The organism is Collinsella aerofaciens, from assembly GCF_039836695.1.
In the GTDB taxonomy this organism is placed as follows: domain Bacteria; phylum Actinomycetota; class Coriobacteriia; order Coriobacteriales; family Coriobacteriaceae; genus Collinsella; species Collinsella aerofaciens_BD.
The window spans coordinates 87,684-101,553 of the sequence record NZ_JBDPAC010000005.1 but is presented as its reverse complement, the minus strand read 5'-3'; the positions used below and the strand labels follow the sequence as shown (position 1 = coordinate 101,553).

13 protein-coding genes are annotated in these 13,870 nt (G+C 62.1%); 6 read left to right on the top strand and 7 right to left on the bottom strand.

The features are described from left to right. Positions 1 to 92: 92 nt before the first annotated feature. From hypF to trxA, 4 genes are all read right to left on the bottom strand, one after another. Positions 93 to 2,564, bottom strand: a complete 2,472-nt coding sequence (gene hypF / locus ABG996_RS04135) for a carbamoyltransferase HypF (RefSeq protein WP_347478420.1) — start codon at positions 2,562 to 2,564, stop codon at positions 93 to 95. Between the two features lie 117 nt (positions 2,565 to 2,681). Beyond that, positions 2,682 to 3,194, bottom strand: a complete 513-nt coding sequence (gene nikR, locus ABG996_RS04130) for a nickel-responsive transcriptional regulator NikR (protein WP_347478421.1) — start codon at positions 3,192 to 3,194, stop codon at positions 2,682 to 2,684. Between the two features lies 1 nt (position 3,195). After that, positions 3,196 to 3,444 carry a hypothetical protein gene (locus ABG996_RS04125; protein ID WP_006235225.1) on the bottom strand — a complete coding sequence of 83 codons (249 nt, stop codon included), beginning with the start codon at positions 3,442 to 3,444 and terminating at the stop codon, positions 3,196 to 3,198. 231 nt (positions 3,445 to 3,675) lie between these two features. Continuing rightward, positions 3,676 to 3,996 carry a thioredoxin gene (gene trxA, locus ABG996_RS04120; protein WP_022093990.1) on the bottom strand — a complete coding sequence of 107 codons (321 nt, stop codon included), beginning with the start codon at positions 3,994 to 3,996 and terminating at the stop codon, positions 3,676 to 3,678. A gap of 136 nt (positions 3,997 to 4,132) precedes the next feature. Between trxA and ABG996_RS04115 the strand changes: the two genes are divergently transcribed. After that, entirely contained in the window at positions 4,133 to 4,708 is a 576-nt protein-coding gene (locus ABG996_RS04115; RefSeq protein ID WP_161115202.1) for a hypothetical protein, read from the top strand. Positions 4,709 to 4,772: 64 nt separating this feature from the next. On the opposite strand, the gene ABG996_RS04110 is transcribed toward ABG996_RS04115, so the two are convergent. Both ABG996_RS04110 and ABG996_RS04105 read right to left on the bottom strand, forming a co-directional pair. Beyond that, positions 4,773 to 6,050 (bottom strand): GHKL domain-containing protein, encoded by a 1,278-nt coding sequence (locus ABG996_RS04110; RefSeq protein ID WP_347478422.1) that lies wholly within the window; start codon positions 6,048 to 6,050, stop codon positions 4,773 to 4,775. Then, the gene (locus ABG996_RS04105; protein ID WP_347478423.1) at positions 6,050 to 6,772 is read right to left on the bottom strand and encodes a LytR/AlgR family response regulator transcription factor; all 723 of its coding nucleotides are present in this window, start codon (positions 6,770 to 6,772) and stop codon (positions 6,050 to 6,052) included. Before ABG996_RS04105 ends, ABG996_RS04110 begins: the two co-directional genes overlap by 1 nt. Before the next feature lie 292 nt (positions 6,773 to 7,064). Between ABG996_RS04105 and nadA the strand changes: the two genes are divergently transcribed. From nadA to ABG996_RS04085, 4 genes are read left to right on the top strand one after another with little or no spacing between them, the layout of a single operon-like run. After that, complete coding sequence (gene nadA / locus ABG996_RS04100; protein ID WP_346978848.1) at positions 7,065 to 8,090, top strand: quinolinate synthase NadA; 1,026 nt, start codon at positions 7,065 to 7,067, stop codon at positions 8,088 to 8,090. Between the two features lie 56 nt (positions 8,091 to 8,146). After that, complete coding sequence (locus ABG996_RS04095) at positions 8,147 to 9,523, top strand: L-aspartate oxidase (RefSeq protein WP_346978849.1); 1,377 nt, start codon at positions 8,147 to 8,149, stop codon at positions 9,521 to 9,523. 3 nt (positions 9,524 to 9,526) lie between these two features. Then, the gene (nadC, locus tag ABG996_RS04090) at positions 9,527 to 10,387 is read left to right on the top strand and encodes a carboxylating nicotinate-nucleotide diphosphorylase (protein ID WP_347478424.1); all 861 of its coding nucleotides are present in this window, start codon (positions 9,527 to 9,529) and stop codon (positions 10,385 to 10,387) included. Continuing rightward, the gene (locus ABG996_RS04085) at positions 10,387 to 10,932 is read left to right on the top strand and encodes a transcription repressor NadR (protein WP_055310045.1); all 546 of its coding nucleotides are present in this window, start codon (positions 10,387 to 10,389) and stop codon (positions 10,930 to 10,932) included. The genes nadC and ABG996_RS04085 overlap by 1 nt, the downstream gene beginning before the upstream one ends. Positions 10,933 to 11,132: 200 nt before the next feature. On the opposite strand, the gene ABG996_RS04080 is transcribed toward ABG996_RS04085, so the two are convergent. Continuing rightward, positions 11,133 to 11,384: a ferredoxin family protein gene (locus ABG996_RS04080; protein ID WP_158564522.1), complete on the bottom strand. Its 252-nt coding sequence runs from the start codon at positions 11,382 to 11,384 to the stop codon at positions 11,133 to 11,135. A gap of 592 nt (positions 11,385 to 11,976) precedes the next feature. Here ABG996_RS04080 and dnaK point away from each other — a divergent pair. Next, positions 11,977 to 13,869 (top strand): molecular chaperone DnaK, encoded by a 1,893-nt coding sequence (gene dnaK, locus ABG996_RS04075; protein ID WP_347478425.1) that lies wholly within the window; start codon positions 11,977 to 11,979, stop codon positions 13,867 to 13,869. The last annotated feature ends 1 nt before the right edge of the window (position 13,870 follow it).

Here is a 13,870-nt window from a genome sequence, read left to right as displayed (position 1 = left end):
CAATAATCCATCAGTTGATGGTAGCGCTCGCGGGCGCTGCGGGCAAACGCGCTACACCTGTGAGACGGCGGCTTGCGGGCTGGCCGAACAGCCTACTGCGATGCAACCTGCGCAAGACGAGCGCTTGCGACTGCCGCCTGACCGTAGGCGATGCAGCCGTCGTTAACGGGCACGGTTTGGGGAATCAAGACAGTGAGACCCATGCTTTTGAGCTCGCGGGTGAGGAGCTGGAGCAAAAGTCGGTTCATGAACACGCCGCCCGAGAGCGCGACGGTATCGATGCCTTCGCGCGCGCAGATTTCGCGTGCGATTCGTGCCGAAGAGCGCGCGATGGCGATATGGAAGTCGAGCGCGAGCCTGTAGGCCGCAGTGCCGGCCCTGGTTCCCTCCAAAAGCGCCTCAATAAGCGATCTGGAGTTTAGAACATGGCAGGCGTCCGGACGGGATGATTCGGTTACGGAAAAGCCGGCTATATTGCCGGCGGGGCAGGCACTTTCACTGCTGAGCGCGCGCCAGGCGGCAGCCTCAAGCTCGATGGCGGGTTCGCCCTCGTAGGTTGCCTTGTCGCAGATGCCCAGAATTGCTGCCGCGGCATCAAAGAGACGCCCCATGCTGCTGGTACGCGGGCTGTTGATGCCGCGCTCGATCATGGTGGCTGTCACGCTGCGCGTTTGCTCGTCGAGGCTGTCCAAAAGCCGAGCGGCGCCTGGGTGCTCGAGCAGGCCGAGCTCACTGAGCAGGGCAAAGGCGTTGCGGCGGGCGTCGCGCACGGAGGCCGCCCCGCCGGGGAGCGCCCAGGTGCGCAAATGCGCGGCGCGCTCAAAGCCGCCAAGGCTGGCAACAAGAAACTCGCCGCCCCAAATGGTCCCATCGGTGCCGGCGCCGGTGCCGTCAAAGGCGATGCCAAGGACGTGCGCGTCGGTTGTAAGCTGGCCCGCGGCGATGGCCTCGGCCATTACGCTCGCGATATGCGCATGATGGTGCTGCACCTCGACGAGCGGCAGATTGCATTTTCGCGCCTGCTCGCGCGCCCACTGGCCCGATAGATAGCTGGGGTGTATATCGCAGGCCAAGGCGGCGGGCGCCAAATCAAAGAGATCTTCCAAGCGCGTGCGCGCGGCGTTCCAGGCATCGAAGGTCCCGCCGTTTTCAACATCGCCGATATGTTGCGACACAAAACAGGTTGCCTTGCCGTTCGTCCCTTCACGCGTGAGCGCAATCGTGGCCTTTTGTTGCGGCCCGCAGGCGAGTACGCAGGACGGAGCGCCGTCGAGCGCCGGCAACGGCAGCGGCTGGGGTGCATATCCACGAGCGCGGCGAACGGGCATAACGGCGCCGTTCGCCGCGCGTACTACGGAGTCGTCGTAGCGCGAGAGGATTGCGCGGTCGTTACCGAGCAACGCGTCGGCGATGCCGGCGGCAACGAGGTGTTCCCAGGCAAGGTCGTCGTCGGTCTCGATGGGTTCTTCGCTCAGGTTTCCGCTGGTCATGACGAGCGCGTGCATACCGCAGGCTTCTGCCGCGGCAAACAACAGATGTTGAAGCGGCGTATAGGGGAGCATGACGCCGAGCTCGGGCAAGTCGTGTGCGACAGATGGCGCGAGGGCGAGGATGTCGGGGGAGCCGCCGTTGCCCTCGCCAACAGTGCGCCGGCGCAGCAGCACGATGGGGCGGATACTGCCAGCGAGCAGATCGCGTTCAGCATCGTCGATATGACACAGGCGCCCGGCATCGGCAAGACTGCGCACCATGACGGCAAGTGGTTTGTTGCTGCGGCGTTTGCGACGGCGCAACTCGGTCACCGCTTGCTCGTTGGCAGCGTCACAGGCTAGATGGAATCCGCCCAGGCCCTTGATGGCGACGATGCCACCGCTGGCCAGCAGCTCAACGCAGCGCTCGATGATAGCGTCGCTGGCCTCGCGTGTGGTGCCGACGGCCGGTGTCGCGGACGAATTCCCGCACGCATCGCCGTTTACAGCCTCGCGCCACGTAATATGCGGCCCGCAATCAAAGCAGGCATCGGGCTGCGCGTGAAAACGCCGGTCGAGTGGGTCGACATACTCTGCGGTGCAGGCGGGGCACATGGGGAAACGGTCCATCGAGGTAGCCGCTCGGTCATAAGGCAGCGACCGGATGATGGTAAAGCGTGGGCCGCAGTTAGTGCAGTTGATAAAGGGGTAGTGATAGCGTCGGTCGGCGGGATCGAACAACTCGCGCAGGCAATCGTCACAGGTAGCGATGTCGGGCGAGACGAGCGTCGTGTGTGCGGTCTGGTCCTGCGATGCTACGATGCGAAAGCCCTGTTCATCGGCGGCATCCCAACCGTTGGCTGCCAGGTCCACAACCTCGACATACTCTATGCGGGCTGCTGCAGGTGCATGCTCAGAAAGCGCGGCAACAAAAGCATCGAGCGCATCGGCCGGAGCGTGCGCCTCGATATGCACGCCGTCGCCCGCATTGAGCACCCATCCGCAAATGCCATGCGCCATGGCCTCGCGATACACAAACGGTCGCATGCCAACACCCTGCACAATGCCCGTCACATGAATATGCACATGCCGCATGCGACACCCCTCATCAAAACCGACCAAAAAAGGACAGGTTTATTTTGGTCGGTAAAACTTCTAAACCTGCCAAAACAAACCTGTCCCTATTTGGCAGGTGCGCTGCGGGAAATCCCGCTACAGCCCCAGGCTCTGCTTGGTGGCGGCGCACGTGAGCTCGCTGTGCTTAACGCCGCGCAGGCCCAGCAGGCGGTCGGCTAGTTCGTAGACGCGCTCGCCGCGACCCTTGAGCGCCAGAATCTCCAAGCAGTTGTGGTGATCCAGATGCACGTGCATGGTCGATACGATCTCGTCGGTGTAGTCGTGCTGCACCTCGTCCAGGCGGCGCGTCAGGTCGCCGGTATGGTGGTCGTAGATCATGGTGAGCGACCCGATAACGTGCTCATCGGGCGTGCGCATCTGCTCCTTGGCGATCGAGGCGCGAATCAGGTCGCGCACGGCCTCGGATCGGTTGGCCACGTCGCCGCGGCGTGCGATCTGCTCGTCAAAACGGCGCAGCAGGTCGTCGGGTGCGGTAACCGAAAAACGGACCAGCTCGGAGCCGGAGCCACTACAGTGGCAGCCCGCGTCACCGTCCGCCCCGTGCGGATGCTCGTGCTCGTACCCGCAGCCGTGCTCGTGTTCGGCCACCTTACACCAGCTTCACGGAGCCGACGGAGTTGTGGTCGGCCTCGATGGCTTCCTCGTAGCCCTCGAGTGCGTCGTGGGCCTCGTGCAGCGCGGCCATGGCGGCCTCGAGCTTGGCGCCGATGCGCTCCATGTCAAAATTCTCGGTCGCATGCAGCAGCTGATGGCTCCACTCGTGAGCGAGCTCGATGGTGTCGTCGACCTGCTTGACGCTCATGGCAAGCTGGCTCATGTTCATTCCAACATCATGCATGGGAAATCTCCTTTTGTATGGGGCAGTTCAGTGGTTCAGATTTTACTACGCCCGCTCTGCGCGCAGCTGCATAAGAAAACGGGTACGAGTCTGTGCGACCCGCACCCGTTCACTGGGGGCTGTTTGTGACTACCATACTATCCGTGGTTGCACTCGGTGCATTCAGAAGTCCGGCGAGCGGCGTAAAAGCGCTCATGGACGGCAGGCAGACGGCAACATGTAACAAGCGTATTACAGATGCTTTTCCAGCAGCGCCTGCAGCCTCGCCTTGGGCAGAGCGCCAACCGAGCGGTCAATCTCCTCGCCGTTCTTAAACACAATCAGCGTGGGGATGCTCATGACGCCATACTTCATGGCCAGGTCCTGGTTGTCGTCGACGTTGCATTTGGCAACGGCAAGCTTGCCCGCCAGCTCATCGGCAACCTCGTCAACGATGGGCGAGAGGGATCGACAGGGCCCGCACCACGGTGCCCAAAAATCGACCAGCACGGGCAGGCTGTCGTTAACGATGGAATCGAAGTTCTCGGGAGTAATCTGATTAATGTCAGCCATGGTGACCTCCATAATGCGACGCGGCTTGGCCGCGTAAAACTCAGTACGACCGTGCTTATACCCAGCCGCCCGCAAAGCAACCACTCGCGGGCAGCTCTTTTATATAATGGTGGGCACGCAAACGATTGGAGAGCGCATGTCCACGTCACAAAGCCAGAAAAAAGAAGCCATCGCCCAGGCGGCCGAGCAGGAGCTCACATCGCTTGCGGTCCGTGGCGTGCGTATCGCGGGCAACGCGTGCTCGCCGATCGTGCTGGTCAAAGGCGATTTGGACGAGGCCGAGCGTTCGGGTGGCGAGCTTGCCGCCGGCCCGGATGGCGCGGCGTTGCGCAAGGCGCTTGGGGCCATCGGCTACGCGCCCGAGGATTTTTGCGTGCTGGCAAGCGTCGCCGGCGTGGGTGACGGAGCGGTCGCGGTGGGCGAGACTCTGCCGTGCGAGCTGTTCCGTGAGGCGCTTGAGGCTTTGGACCCCGAGGCGGTGCTACTGCTCGACAACAACGCGGCTGACGCCATGCGCGAGACCTACGCCGATATGCTCGTGGCGATCGATGACTTCGACACCGCCATGCTCAAGCCCGGCTTGGTCGCCCATGTGCAGGGTCGCCGCGTGCTCGCGCTCGACGGTTTTGAGGCGGCGCTCACTGACAAAGCCGCCAAGCAGCGCATGTGGGCATACATCAAGCAGCTGACCCCGGCAGCCGCTCCGCTGTAGCGGATTGGCGCCGGTGAGCGATTGCCTGGCGGGCAAGACACGCCGCGAGATCGGCGCCGCACTTCTACATCACAGCGCGCAGCTCAAACCGATCGCCGTTAATGCGGAACTGACAGTTGCCGTTCATGCGCTCCACGGCAAGTTTGATGCTCTTGGTGCCAAAGCCGTGGCCCGCATGCCGGGTCACGGGCATGCCGTCGACCATGCGCGGCGCGCGGTCAAACGTGTTGGAAACTAACAGCAGCAGCTGGCCGTCCTCTAATCGCAGGTCAAAGTCGACGAATCGCTTTCCTTGGGGTGCGGCGCTTGCGGCGGTGATAGCGTTTTCCAAGGCATTTGAGAGCACGCTAAACAGGTCGGCGTCACCTACGTGGATGGTTTCGGGTACGGCGGCGCGCAGGTTGGCGGTAATGCCGTTTCTATTGATATCCGAGTTAAATGACGAAAGCGCGATGTTTACGGTCTCGTTGGCGCAGAAGCGGCGTACGGCGGTGCGGTCGCCGGCTTCGCAGAGTTCGTCGATGCGATCGAGCGCCTCGTCGGTGTGGCCCTCCTCAATTAAAGCGGCCAGGCCGCGTAGGAAGTGGCGCATATCGTGGCGAAGAATCGACAGCTCGCGCCCAGATTGACGCCAAGCCTCGAGCTCTTTGATGGCGGCGCTGTCGCGGGTTTCGAGCATCCAGCGCTCTCGCTCGGCGGTTTCCTTTTCTTCGTATTCGCGCAGGTAAACGGCAAGAAACATAAGATAGAAGGCACAGAGCGCAAATGCCAAAAACTCAACCGTTACCACCGAGCCCGAGTGGAACAGCGTGGTGTAGACGTTGGTGGCATAGTCAAAGACGTAATAGACGAGCGGCAGGATTAAAAGGATGCCCAGCTCGGTGGTGCTTTTAATCGCCAAGCGCGGACCGATGTCGCCGGCCCAATGCAACAGGACGGCAAAGACGGCGAGTGTGGTCGCGATGCGCGCCAGATAGTACGCGATCTGAGAATCGGTTGCGGCAAATGCGGCGATGCCCATCCAATTGCTGAACTGGCAGCTCAGATAGGCACTCGTAATGCCGAGCACGGCAAGCAGCGGGCTCAGGCGGTAGCGCGCGCACAAATAGATGACGAGCGGCAAATGCACGACGAGCGGATATACCTGGCGGGCAAAAAGCTCGCCGCCGACGGCATTGGCGAGGCCAAATGCGCATCCGGTTACGGCACCGACCAGCACCAGTTCAAGCGCATGACGCCGGTTGATCTCGACACCGCACAGCGCCGCCGAGGCAAAGACGCCAAAGAGCAGCGTCGTGGCGTGGTGGATTGCCCAAAGGACCATTTCGACCGAGGAGACCATCAGCGTCTCCCACCCTCAAAGCGCGCCGCAAAGTAGGCGTCTTGGAATCCCCGCTTGCAGCTGCGCGAAAGCGGGATGCACGCGCCGGAGCGCATAACGATGTCCGTGCGGTCAAAGTGATCGATATTGCGCAGGTTGACCTGGTAGCTGCGGTGGCATTTAAAGAAGACCGCGTTTTGCTCCAAGCGGTCCTCGACGCTGCGGAACGACTCGAGTGCCTCGATATCGCGTCCGTCGCGCAGGTGGAAGACCACGTGCTTGTTGCGCGCCTCGGCATATTCGATGTCGGACAGGCGCAGGGCGTGGTAGCCAAAGGAAGTTTTGATCACGAGCTCGTCGGTTGCCGCCGGGCGCATGCTCGAAAGCTCGTCGAGTAACTGCGCCAGGCGTTCGTAAGTCACGGGCTTGAGCAGGTAGTCGAAGGCGCGGACCTCGTAGGATTCCAGCGCGAACTCGGGCGACGAGGTGAGGAACACCAGGCGCACGGCGGTGTCGGCCTGGCGCAGTTCGCGTGCGGTGTCCATGCCGTTGACGAGCGGCATGATCATATCGAGCAAGATGATGTCGGCGCGCGATGCGGCATGGCGGGCCAGCAGGTCCTCGCCGCGCGTGACGAGCGCAACATCGACCGCCGTGCCCGTCTCGGTCGACCAACGGTCGATCATCCGGTGCAGTCTATCTAGAAAAGCGACATCATCATCGCAGGCAATAATCTTGAGCATTCGGCCCCCTTAAGTAGTTCGATTTTGCCACATCGGGCACGCGCCGCTTGCGGGGGTGCGGACCGTTTGCGCCCCACGGCGTGCAGCTCGCGCCAAGCGGTGTTGCGGTGGCGAAAGATGCCTCCTGCGCTATCGAAAGCCCGGCTATCCTCAGCTTGCCAGTTCGAAAATGGACTTGCCGCATGATTGAATCTTTATTTCAACTTTACACCTAGGTTTACAGCTGTCTTGTCAGCTGTAAACCTAGGTGTCATACTAAAGCCCCAAGATTCGCCAAAAGAGAGGGGCCTTGATGGCACAGAGCGCGAACATGGATGCGTCGGAGCTTGCACGCGATATCGCGGCCGGCCTGGCATCGGCAACGACGGCAACGGAGCGTGCGGCACTGGTGCCCGCAGAGCTCGTCGAGGCCATTCATCAACTAAAAACCCAACGTGACGCGGTGATCCTGGCGCACTATTACGTGGCGCCCGAGGTTCAAGCCGTTGCCGATTACGTCGGCGATAGCTTCTACCTGGCAAAGCTCGCCAAAAGCCTGCCGCAGCAGACCATCGTGTTGTGCGGCGTGGAGTTTATGGGCGAGAGCGCCAAGCTGCTCAATCCCACTAAGACCGTGCTGCTGCCCGAGCCGGGCGCGGACTGTCCCATGGCGCACATGGTCAAGCGCGAGACGGTCGACGCGGCGCGCGCCGAGTACGGCGACGACCTGGCCGTGGTGTGCTACGTCAACTCCACGGTCGAGATCAAGAGCTGGAGCGACGTGTGCGTCACCAGCTCCAACGCCGTTAAGATCGTGTCCGAGCTGCCGCAGCAGCATATCCTGTTCATTCCCGACCAAAACCTGGGACGCTTCGTAGCCGAGCAGGTGCCGCAAAAGCACGTCATCCTCAACAACGGCTACTGCCCGCGCCATCACATCATCACCGTCGAGCAGATCGTCGACGCGACGGAGGCCCACCCCGACGCGCTCGTGCTGGCGCACCCCGAGTGCAAGGCCGACGTCCTGGCCGAGGCCGACTACATCGGCTCCACCGCCGGCATCATCAAGTATGCCGAGGAGTCCGACGCGAGCGAGTTCATTATCGTGACGGTCCGCGGCGTGCTCTACGAGCTCGAGCGCCGCTGCCAGGGCACCGGCAAGAAGTTCTACTTCCCCGCGGTGCAGCCCACCTGCGTCAACATGGACCTCATCACGCTCGAAAAGCTCGTGCACTGCCTGGAGACGGGCGAGGGCGAGGTGCAGATCGGCGTCTCGGACGAGGCAGCAGGCCAGGCCAAGCTCACGCTCGACCGTATGCTCGAGTACGCAGCACGCTAGAACAATGTTGCATGAGGGACGGTCCCTTATGCCACATTACAAGGGAGAGGATTCCTGTGGAAACCAAGCAATACTCCGATATGGAGTGCGACGTCGTCATTGCCGGCTGCGGCGTGGCGGGTCTGTACGCGGCCCTCAATCTGCCGACGAGCACGCGCGTGATCATGCTCTCCAAGGGCGCGGTCGATGAGTGCGATTCGATGCTCGCGCAGGGCGGCATCTGCGTGCTGCCCGAGGGCTCGGACTATGATGCCTTCTTTGAGGACACCATGCACGCCGGTCACTACGAGAACCGCCGCGAGAGCGTCGACATCATGATCCGCTCGAGCCGTTCGGTCATCAACGACCTGCTAGCGATGGGCGTGGATTTTGAGCGCAAGGCCGACGGCAGCCTCGACTTTACCCGCGAGGGCGCGCACAGCCGTCCGCGCATTGCCTTCCATGCCGACATTACGGGCAAGGAGATCACGACCAAACTGCTCCAGGCCGTTCGCAAGCTGGACAACGTGCAGATTTTGGAGCACGTGGCCATGACCGACATCTTGACGGGCGAGCGTGACGGCGCCACGGTGTGCACCGGTATCGTCGCCGTTCCCGTGGACGAGAACAACTCGGTTCGTCCCGCCGACGAGCTGGTAAATGCCGCCGAGGGCGCGCATGCCGGCGAGCCGTTTAAGATCCATGCCCGCCACACGCTGTGGGCAACGGGCGGCATCGGCGGCGTATACGACCATTCGACCAACTACCCGCAGCTCACGGGCGATGCCTGCTACATTGCTCAGGAGCATGGCATTAAGATGGAGCACCTGGACTACGTGCAGATTCACCCCACGGGGCTGTTCTCGCCGCAGCCGGGCCGCACCTTCCTGATCAGCGAGAGCTGCCGCGGCGAGGGCGCGATTTTGCTTAACGCCGCCGGCGAGCGCTTTACCGATGAGCTCCAGCCGCGCGATGTGGTCGCCGCCGCTATTCGCGAGCAGATGAAGCAGGACGGCACCGAGCACGAGTGGCTGAGCTTTGCCCCCGTCGAGCGCGACGTGGTGACCGGGCACTTTGCCAACATTCGCGCGCGCTGCCTGGAGGACGGCCGCGACATCTTGGACGAGCCCATTCCCGTTACGCCGACGCAGCACTACTTTATGGGCGGCGTGTGGGTCGACAAGGACGGCCGCACCTCGATGCCCGAGCTCTACGCCGCGGGCGAGACGGCCTGCAACGGCGTTCACGGCAAGAATCGTCTGGCTTCCAACAGCCTGCTCGAGGCGCTGGTCTGGGGTCGTCGCGCCGCGTGGTACATGCGCACCGGCGAGTCGCTCGCAGTGGAGCAGGCGGGCGATCCCGCGCTCGATGGCCGTCATCGCGCCCTGGGCGCCGACCCTCTGGCAATCGATGATTTGGCCCGTGCCGCCGGCACGCAGGCCGTGGAGGAGTAGACCATGAATCCCATTACCATGAAGCTCGTCGTCGATGATCTGATTCTGCAGGCCCTGCGCGAGGACATCACGTTTGAGGACGTGAGCACGGCGAGCGTGTGCCCCACGGCGCGTCCCGCCACGGTGGAGCTTATCGCCAAGGCCGACGGCATCATCGCCGGCTTGGATGTGTTTGCCCGCACCTTTGAGCTGCTGGATTCGCAGAGCTCGGTGCTGTTTGATGTCTCGGATGGCGACGAGGTGCATGCCGGCGATCACGTGGGCCAGGTGCGCGGCGACGCGCGCGTGTTGCTTTCGGGCGAGCGCGTGGCGCTCAACTACCTGCAGCGCATGAGCGGCATCGCTACCTATACACACAGCATGGCCGCGGCGCTCGAGGGAACCAAGACCGTGCTCGTCGACACGCGCAAGACCACGCCGGGCATGCGCGTGTTTGAGAAGGCGGCGGTTGAGATTGGCGGCGGCAGCAACCACCGCTACAACCTGTCGACGGCCGTCATGCTCAAGGACAACCACATCGATGCCGCCGGCGGCGTGACGCGTGCGATCGAGATGGCGCGCGCCCATGCGTCGTTTACCACGACGGTCGAGATTGAGTGCGAGAACCTGGACATGGTGCGCGAGGCCGTGGAGGCCGGCGCCGACATCATCATGTTCGACAACATGACCCATGACGACATGACCGCCGCGATTGAGCTTATCGCCGGTCGCGCCAAGACCGAGTGCTCGGGCAACGTGGACGCCAGCAATATCCGCGCGCTCGCCGACCTGGGCGTTGACTTTATTAGCTCGGGCGCGCTGACACACTCCGCCCCGATCCTCGACCTCTCACTTAAGCACCTGCGTCTGCTGGACGGTAAATAATGAACGCCCGCGAGCGTCGCCGTGCCATCATGGACGTGCTCGAGGTGGCCAAGGAGCCCGTTTCGGGCAGCGCACTTGCCCGCGAGGTTGGCGTGAGCCGTCAGATCGTGGTTCAGGATATTGCCCTGCTGCGTGCCGATGGGCACGATGTCGTGGCCACCAACCGTGGTTATGTGCTGCAGGAGGCCCCCAGCAGCCCCGCCGTGCCCACGCGCTTGGTCAAGGTTCGCCACAGCGTGGAGCAGGCAGGCGATGAGCTCACGAGTATCGTCGACGCCGGCGGCGCCGTGCTCAACGTGATCGTCAATCACCGCGTGTACGGCAAGATCACGGCCGACCTGGACATTCGCAATCGTCGAGATGTCGAGCGCTACCTGCACGATATCGAGAGCGGCAAGAGCTTTCCGCTACTAACGGTGACGAGCGGCTATCACTTCCATCGCATTGCGGCGGAGGACGAACAGACCCTCGACGAGATCGAGGCGATGCTCAAGGAGAAAGGCTACCTTGCCGATTTAATGCCCTACGAGGATGATCTCTCGTAGCCGACGCTGTATCTATAAGTTGCGGTGAAATAGTTCCTAAAATTGGCATCTAAGCCATAAAACAGGAACTATTCCACCGCAACTGCCAAGGGTCCCGCTCCAAATTAGCTGCCCACACATGCAAAAGGAGGCCTCCGCGGCGATGCGGAGGCCTCCTTTTTGTGCACGGTGTACTTTTGAGTGTGCAGGTGGGGGAGTTGTTACTCCTCGACGATCTCGGTGATCGCGCCAGCGGGGCAAGCGTCCTGGCAAGCGCCACAGGCGACGCAGGAGTCCTCGTCAGCGACGGTAGCGACGTCCTGGAGCTCCAGAACGCCAGCGGGGCAGGAGTCGACGCAAACGCCACAAGCGATGCACTCGTCGGCATCAATTACGGGATGAGCCATGGTAGTTTCCTCTCTGTTGACCGACGCTACAGGCGATGCGCGCCGGTTTGATTCGGGCAAAAACATACCACGGGAGCGACCGTTTGCAATACCCTCTGACCGGCATCTTCATACCGTTCGCCGAGTATGCCAAGGTTTACTAAAAAACACGCAGGTGGGGCCGTTGAGCTGCGTAAATGTTAGCTAAAGGTGACTTGAAATATAGGGCGATTGAGCGTGCTTGCGGAAACCGCATCCCATTATTTTGTCGAAAAACGGGTTGCAGTTTCCGGTTAGGCCCGCTAGCGGAAAATGCGAGCCGGTATCAGCTCTCAAAACGGGATACGGTTTCCGGTTGAGCCTTCAGACGGAAACTGCGACCCGGAATCCACGCTCAAACCGGGATGAGCTTTCCGCAAGACGGCCCCCAGGCACCCCTGGACCCAAACCTCAGCCATCTCTACATAGATCTCGATAGATTTGCCCAGAACTCAATCAGCGCATCTACCTGCGCATTTGAGAACCTAAACTCTCGGCAATAAGAAATCTTATATGAATTGACTTAGATTTTGTATATTCCGGCCCATAAGGGGATACACTACATCCTGAAAGACAAGCCGAAGCGCCGCGCGGCAGACCGTCGAGGCGGCGCGAACGCACAAGAGAGAGGGAATTTCTAATGAGTAAGATTCTTGGTATCGACCTTGGTACTACCAACTCCGCCATGGCCGTCCTTGAGGGCGGTTCTCCGACCATCATCGTAAACGCTGAAGGCGATCGCACCACCCCGTCCGTCGTGGGCTTCCGTGCCGACGGCGACCGCGTTGTGGGTAAGGCCGCTAAGAACCAGGCGGTCACCAACCCCAAGAACACCGTGTTCTCTATCAAGCGCTTCATGGGCCGCAAGTACTCCGAGTGCACCTCAGAGATCAAGACCGTGCCGTATGAGGTCAAGGAGGGCCAGGGTGGCCGTGCCGTCGTCGACATCGAGGGCAAGGACTACACCGCCGAGCAGGTGAGCGCCATGGTGCTCGCCAAGATGAAGGCCGACGCCGAGAAGTATCTGGGCGAGACCGTCACCGACGCCGTCATCACCGTCCCGGCCTACTTCAACGACGCCCAGCGTCAGGCCACCAAGGATGCCGGTAAGATCGCCGGCCTCAACGTCAAGCGTATCGTCAACGAGCCGACCGCTGCTGCCCTGGCCTATGGTCTGGACAAGCAGGGCACCGACCAGCGCATCTTAGTCTTCGACCTGGGCGGCGGCACCTTCGACGTCTCCATCCTCGACCTCGCAGACGGCGTGTTTGAGGTTCTGTCCACCTCGGGCGACAACCACCTGGGCGGCGACGACTGGGATCAGCGCGTCATCGACTGGATGGCCGACAAGTTCCAGCAGGAGAACGGCGTCGATCTGCGTCAGGACCCCATGGCCCTGCAGCGTCTGAAGGAGGCCGCCGAGAACGCCAAGAAGGAGCTCTCCGCCGCCCAGCAGACCACCATCAACCTGCCGTTCATTACCATGAACCAGTCCGGCCCGCTGCACCTCAACTACACGCTGACCCGCGCCGAGTTCGAGAAGATCACCCGTGACCTGCTCGAGCGCTGCAAGCAGCCTGTCACCAACGCACTGCGCGACGCCAAGCTTAAGCTCTCCGATCTGACCGAGGTCATCCTCGTCGGCGGCTCCACCCGTATGCCCGCCGTCCAGGAGCTCGTCAAGACCATGACCGGCAAGCAGCCCAACATGTCCGTGAACCCCGACGAGGTCGTTGCCGACGGCGCTGCCGTCCAGGGCGGCGTGCTCACCGGCGACGTCGAGGGCATCCTGCTGCTCGACGTTACCCCGCTGTCGCTGGGCGTCGAGACCATGGGCGGCATCATGACCAAGATGATCGACCGCAACACCACGATCCCGACCTCCAAGACCGAGGTCTACTCCACCGCTGCCGACAACCAGACCAGCGTCGAGATTAACGTGCTCCAGGGCGAGCGCGAGCTTGCCCGCGACAACAAGTCGCTCGGTAAGTTCCAGCTGACCGGTATCCCGGCTGCCCGCCGCGGCGTGCCGCAGATCGAGGTCACCTTCGACATCGACGCCAACGGCATCGTCAAGGTCTCCGCTAAGGACAAGGGCACCGGCAAGGAGCAGCAGATCACCATTTCCGGCTCCACCGCTCTGTCTGACGACGAAGTCGATCGTATGGTCAAGGACGCCGAGGCTCATGCCGAGGAGGACAAGAAGCAGAAGGAAGAGGTCGAGGTCCGCAACCAGACCGACAGCCTGTGCTACTCCACCGAGCAGACCCTCAACGAGCTGGGCGACAAGGTTTCCGCCGATGTGAAGTCCAAGGCCGAGGCCGCTATCGCCGACGCCAAGAAGGCGCTCGAGGGCTCTGACGTCGAGGCCATCAAGGCCGCCGGCGAGTCCCTGCAGTCCGTGGCCTACGAGCTGGCCCAGGTTGTCTACGCCGACGCTCAGCAGCAGACCGACGGTGCCGCCGGCGCCCAGTCTGCCGACGATGACGTTGTCGACGCCGACTACGAGGTTGTGGACGACGAGGACAAGTAAT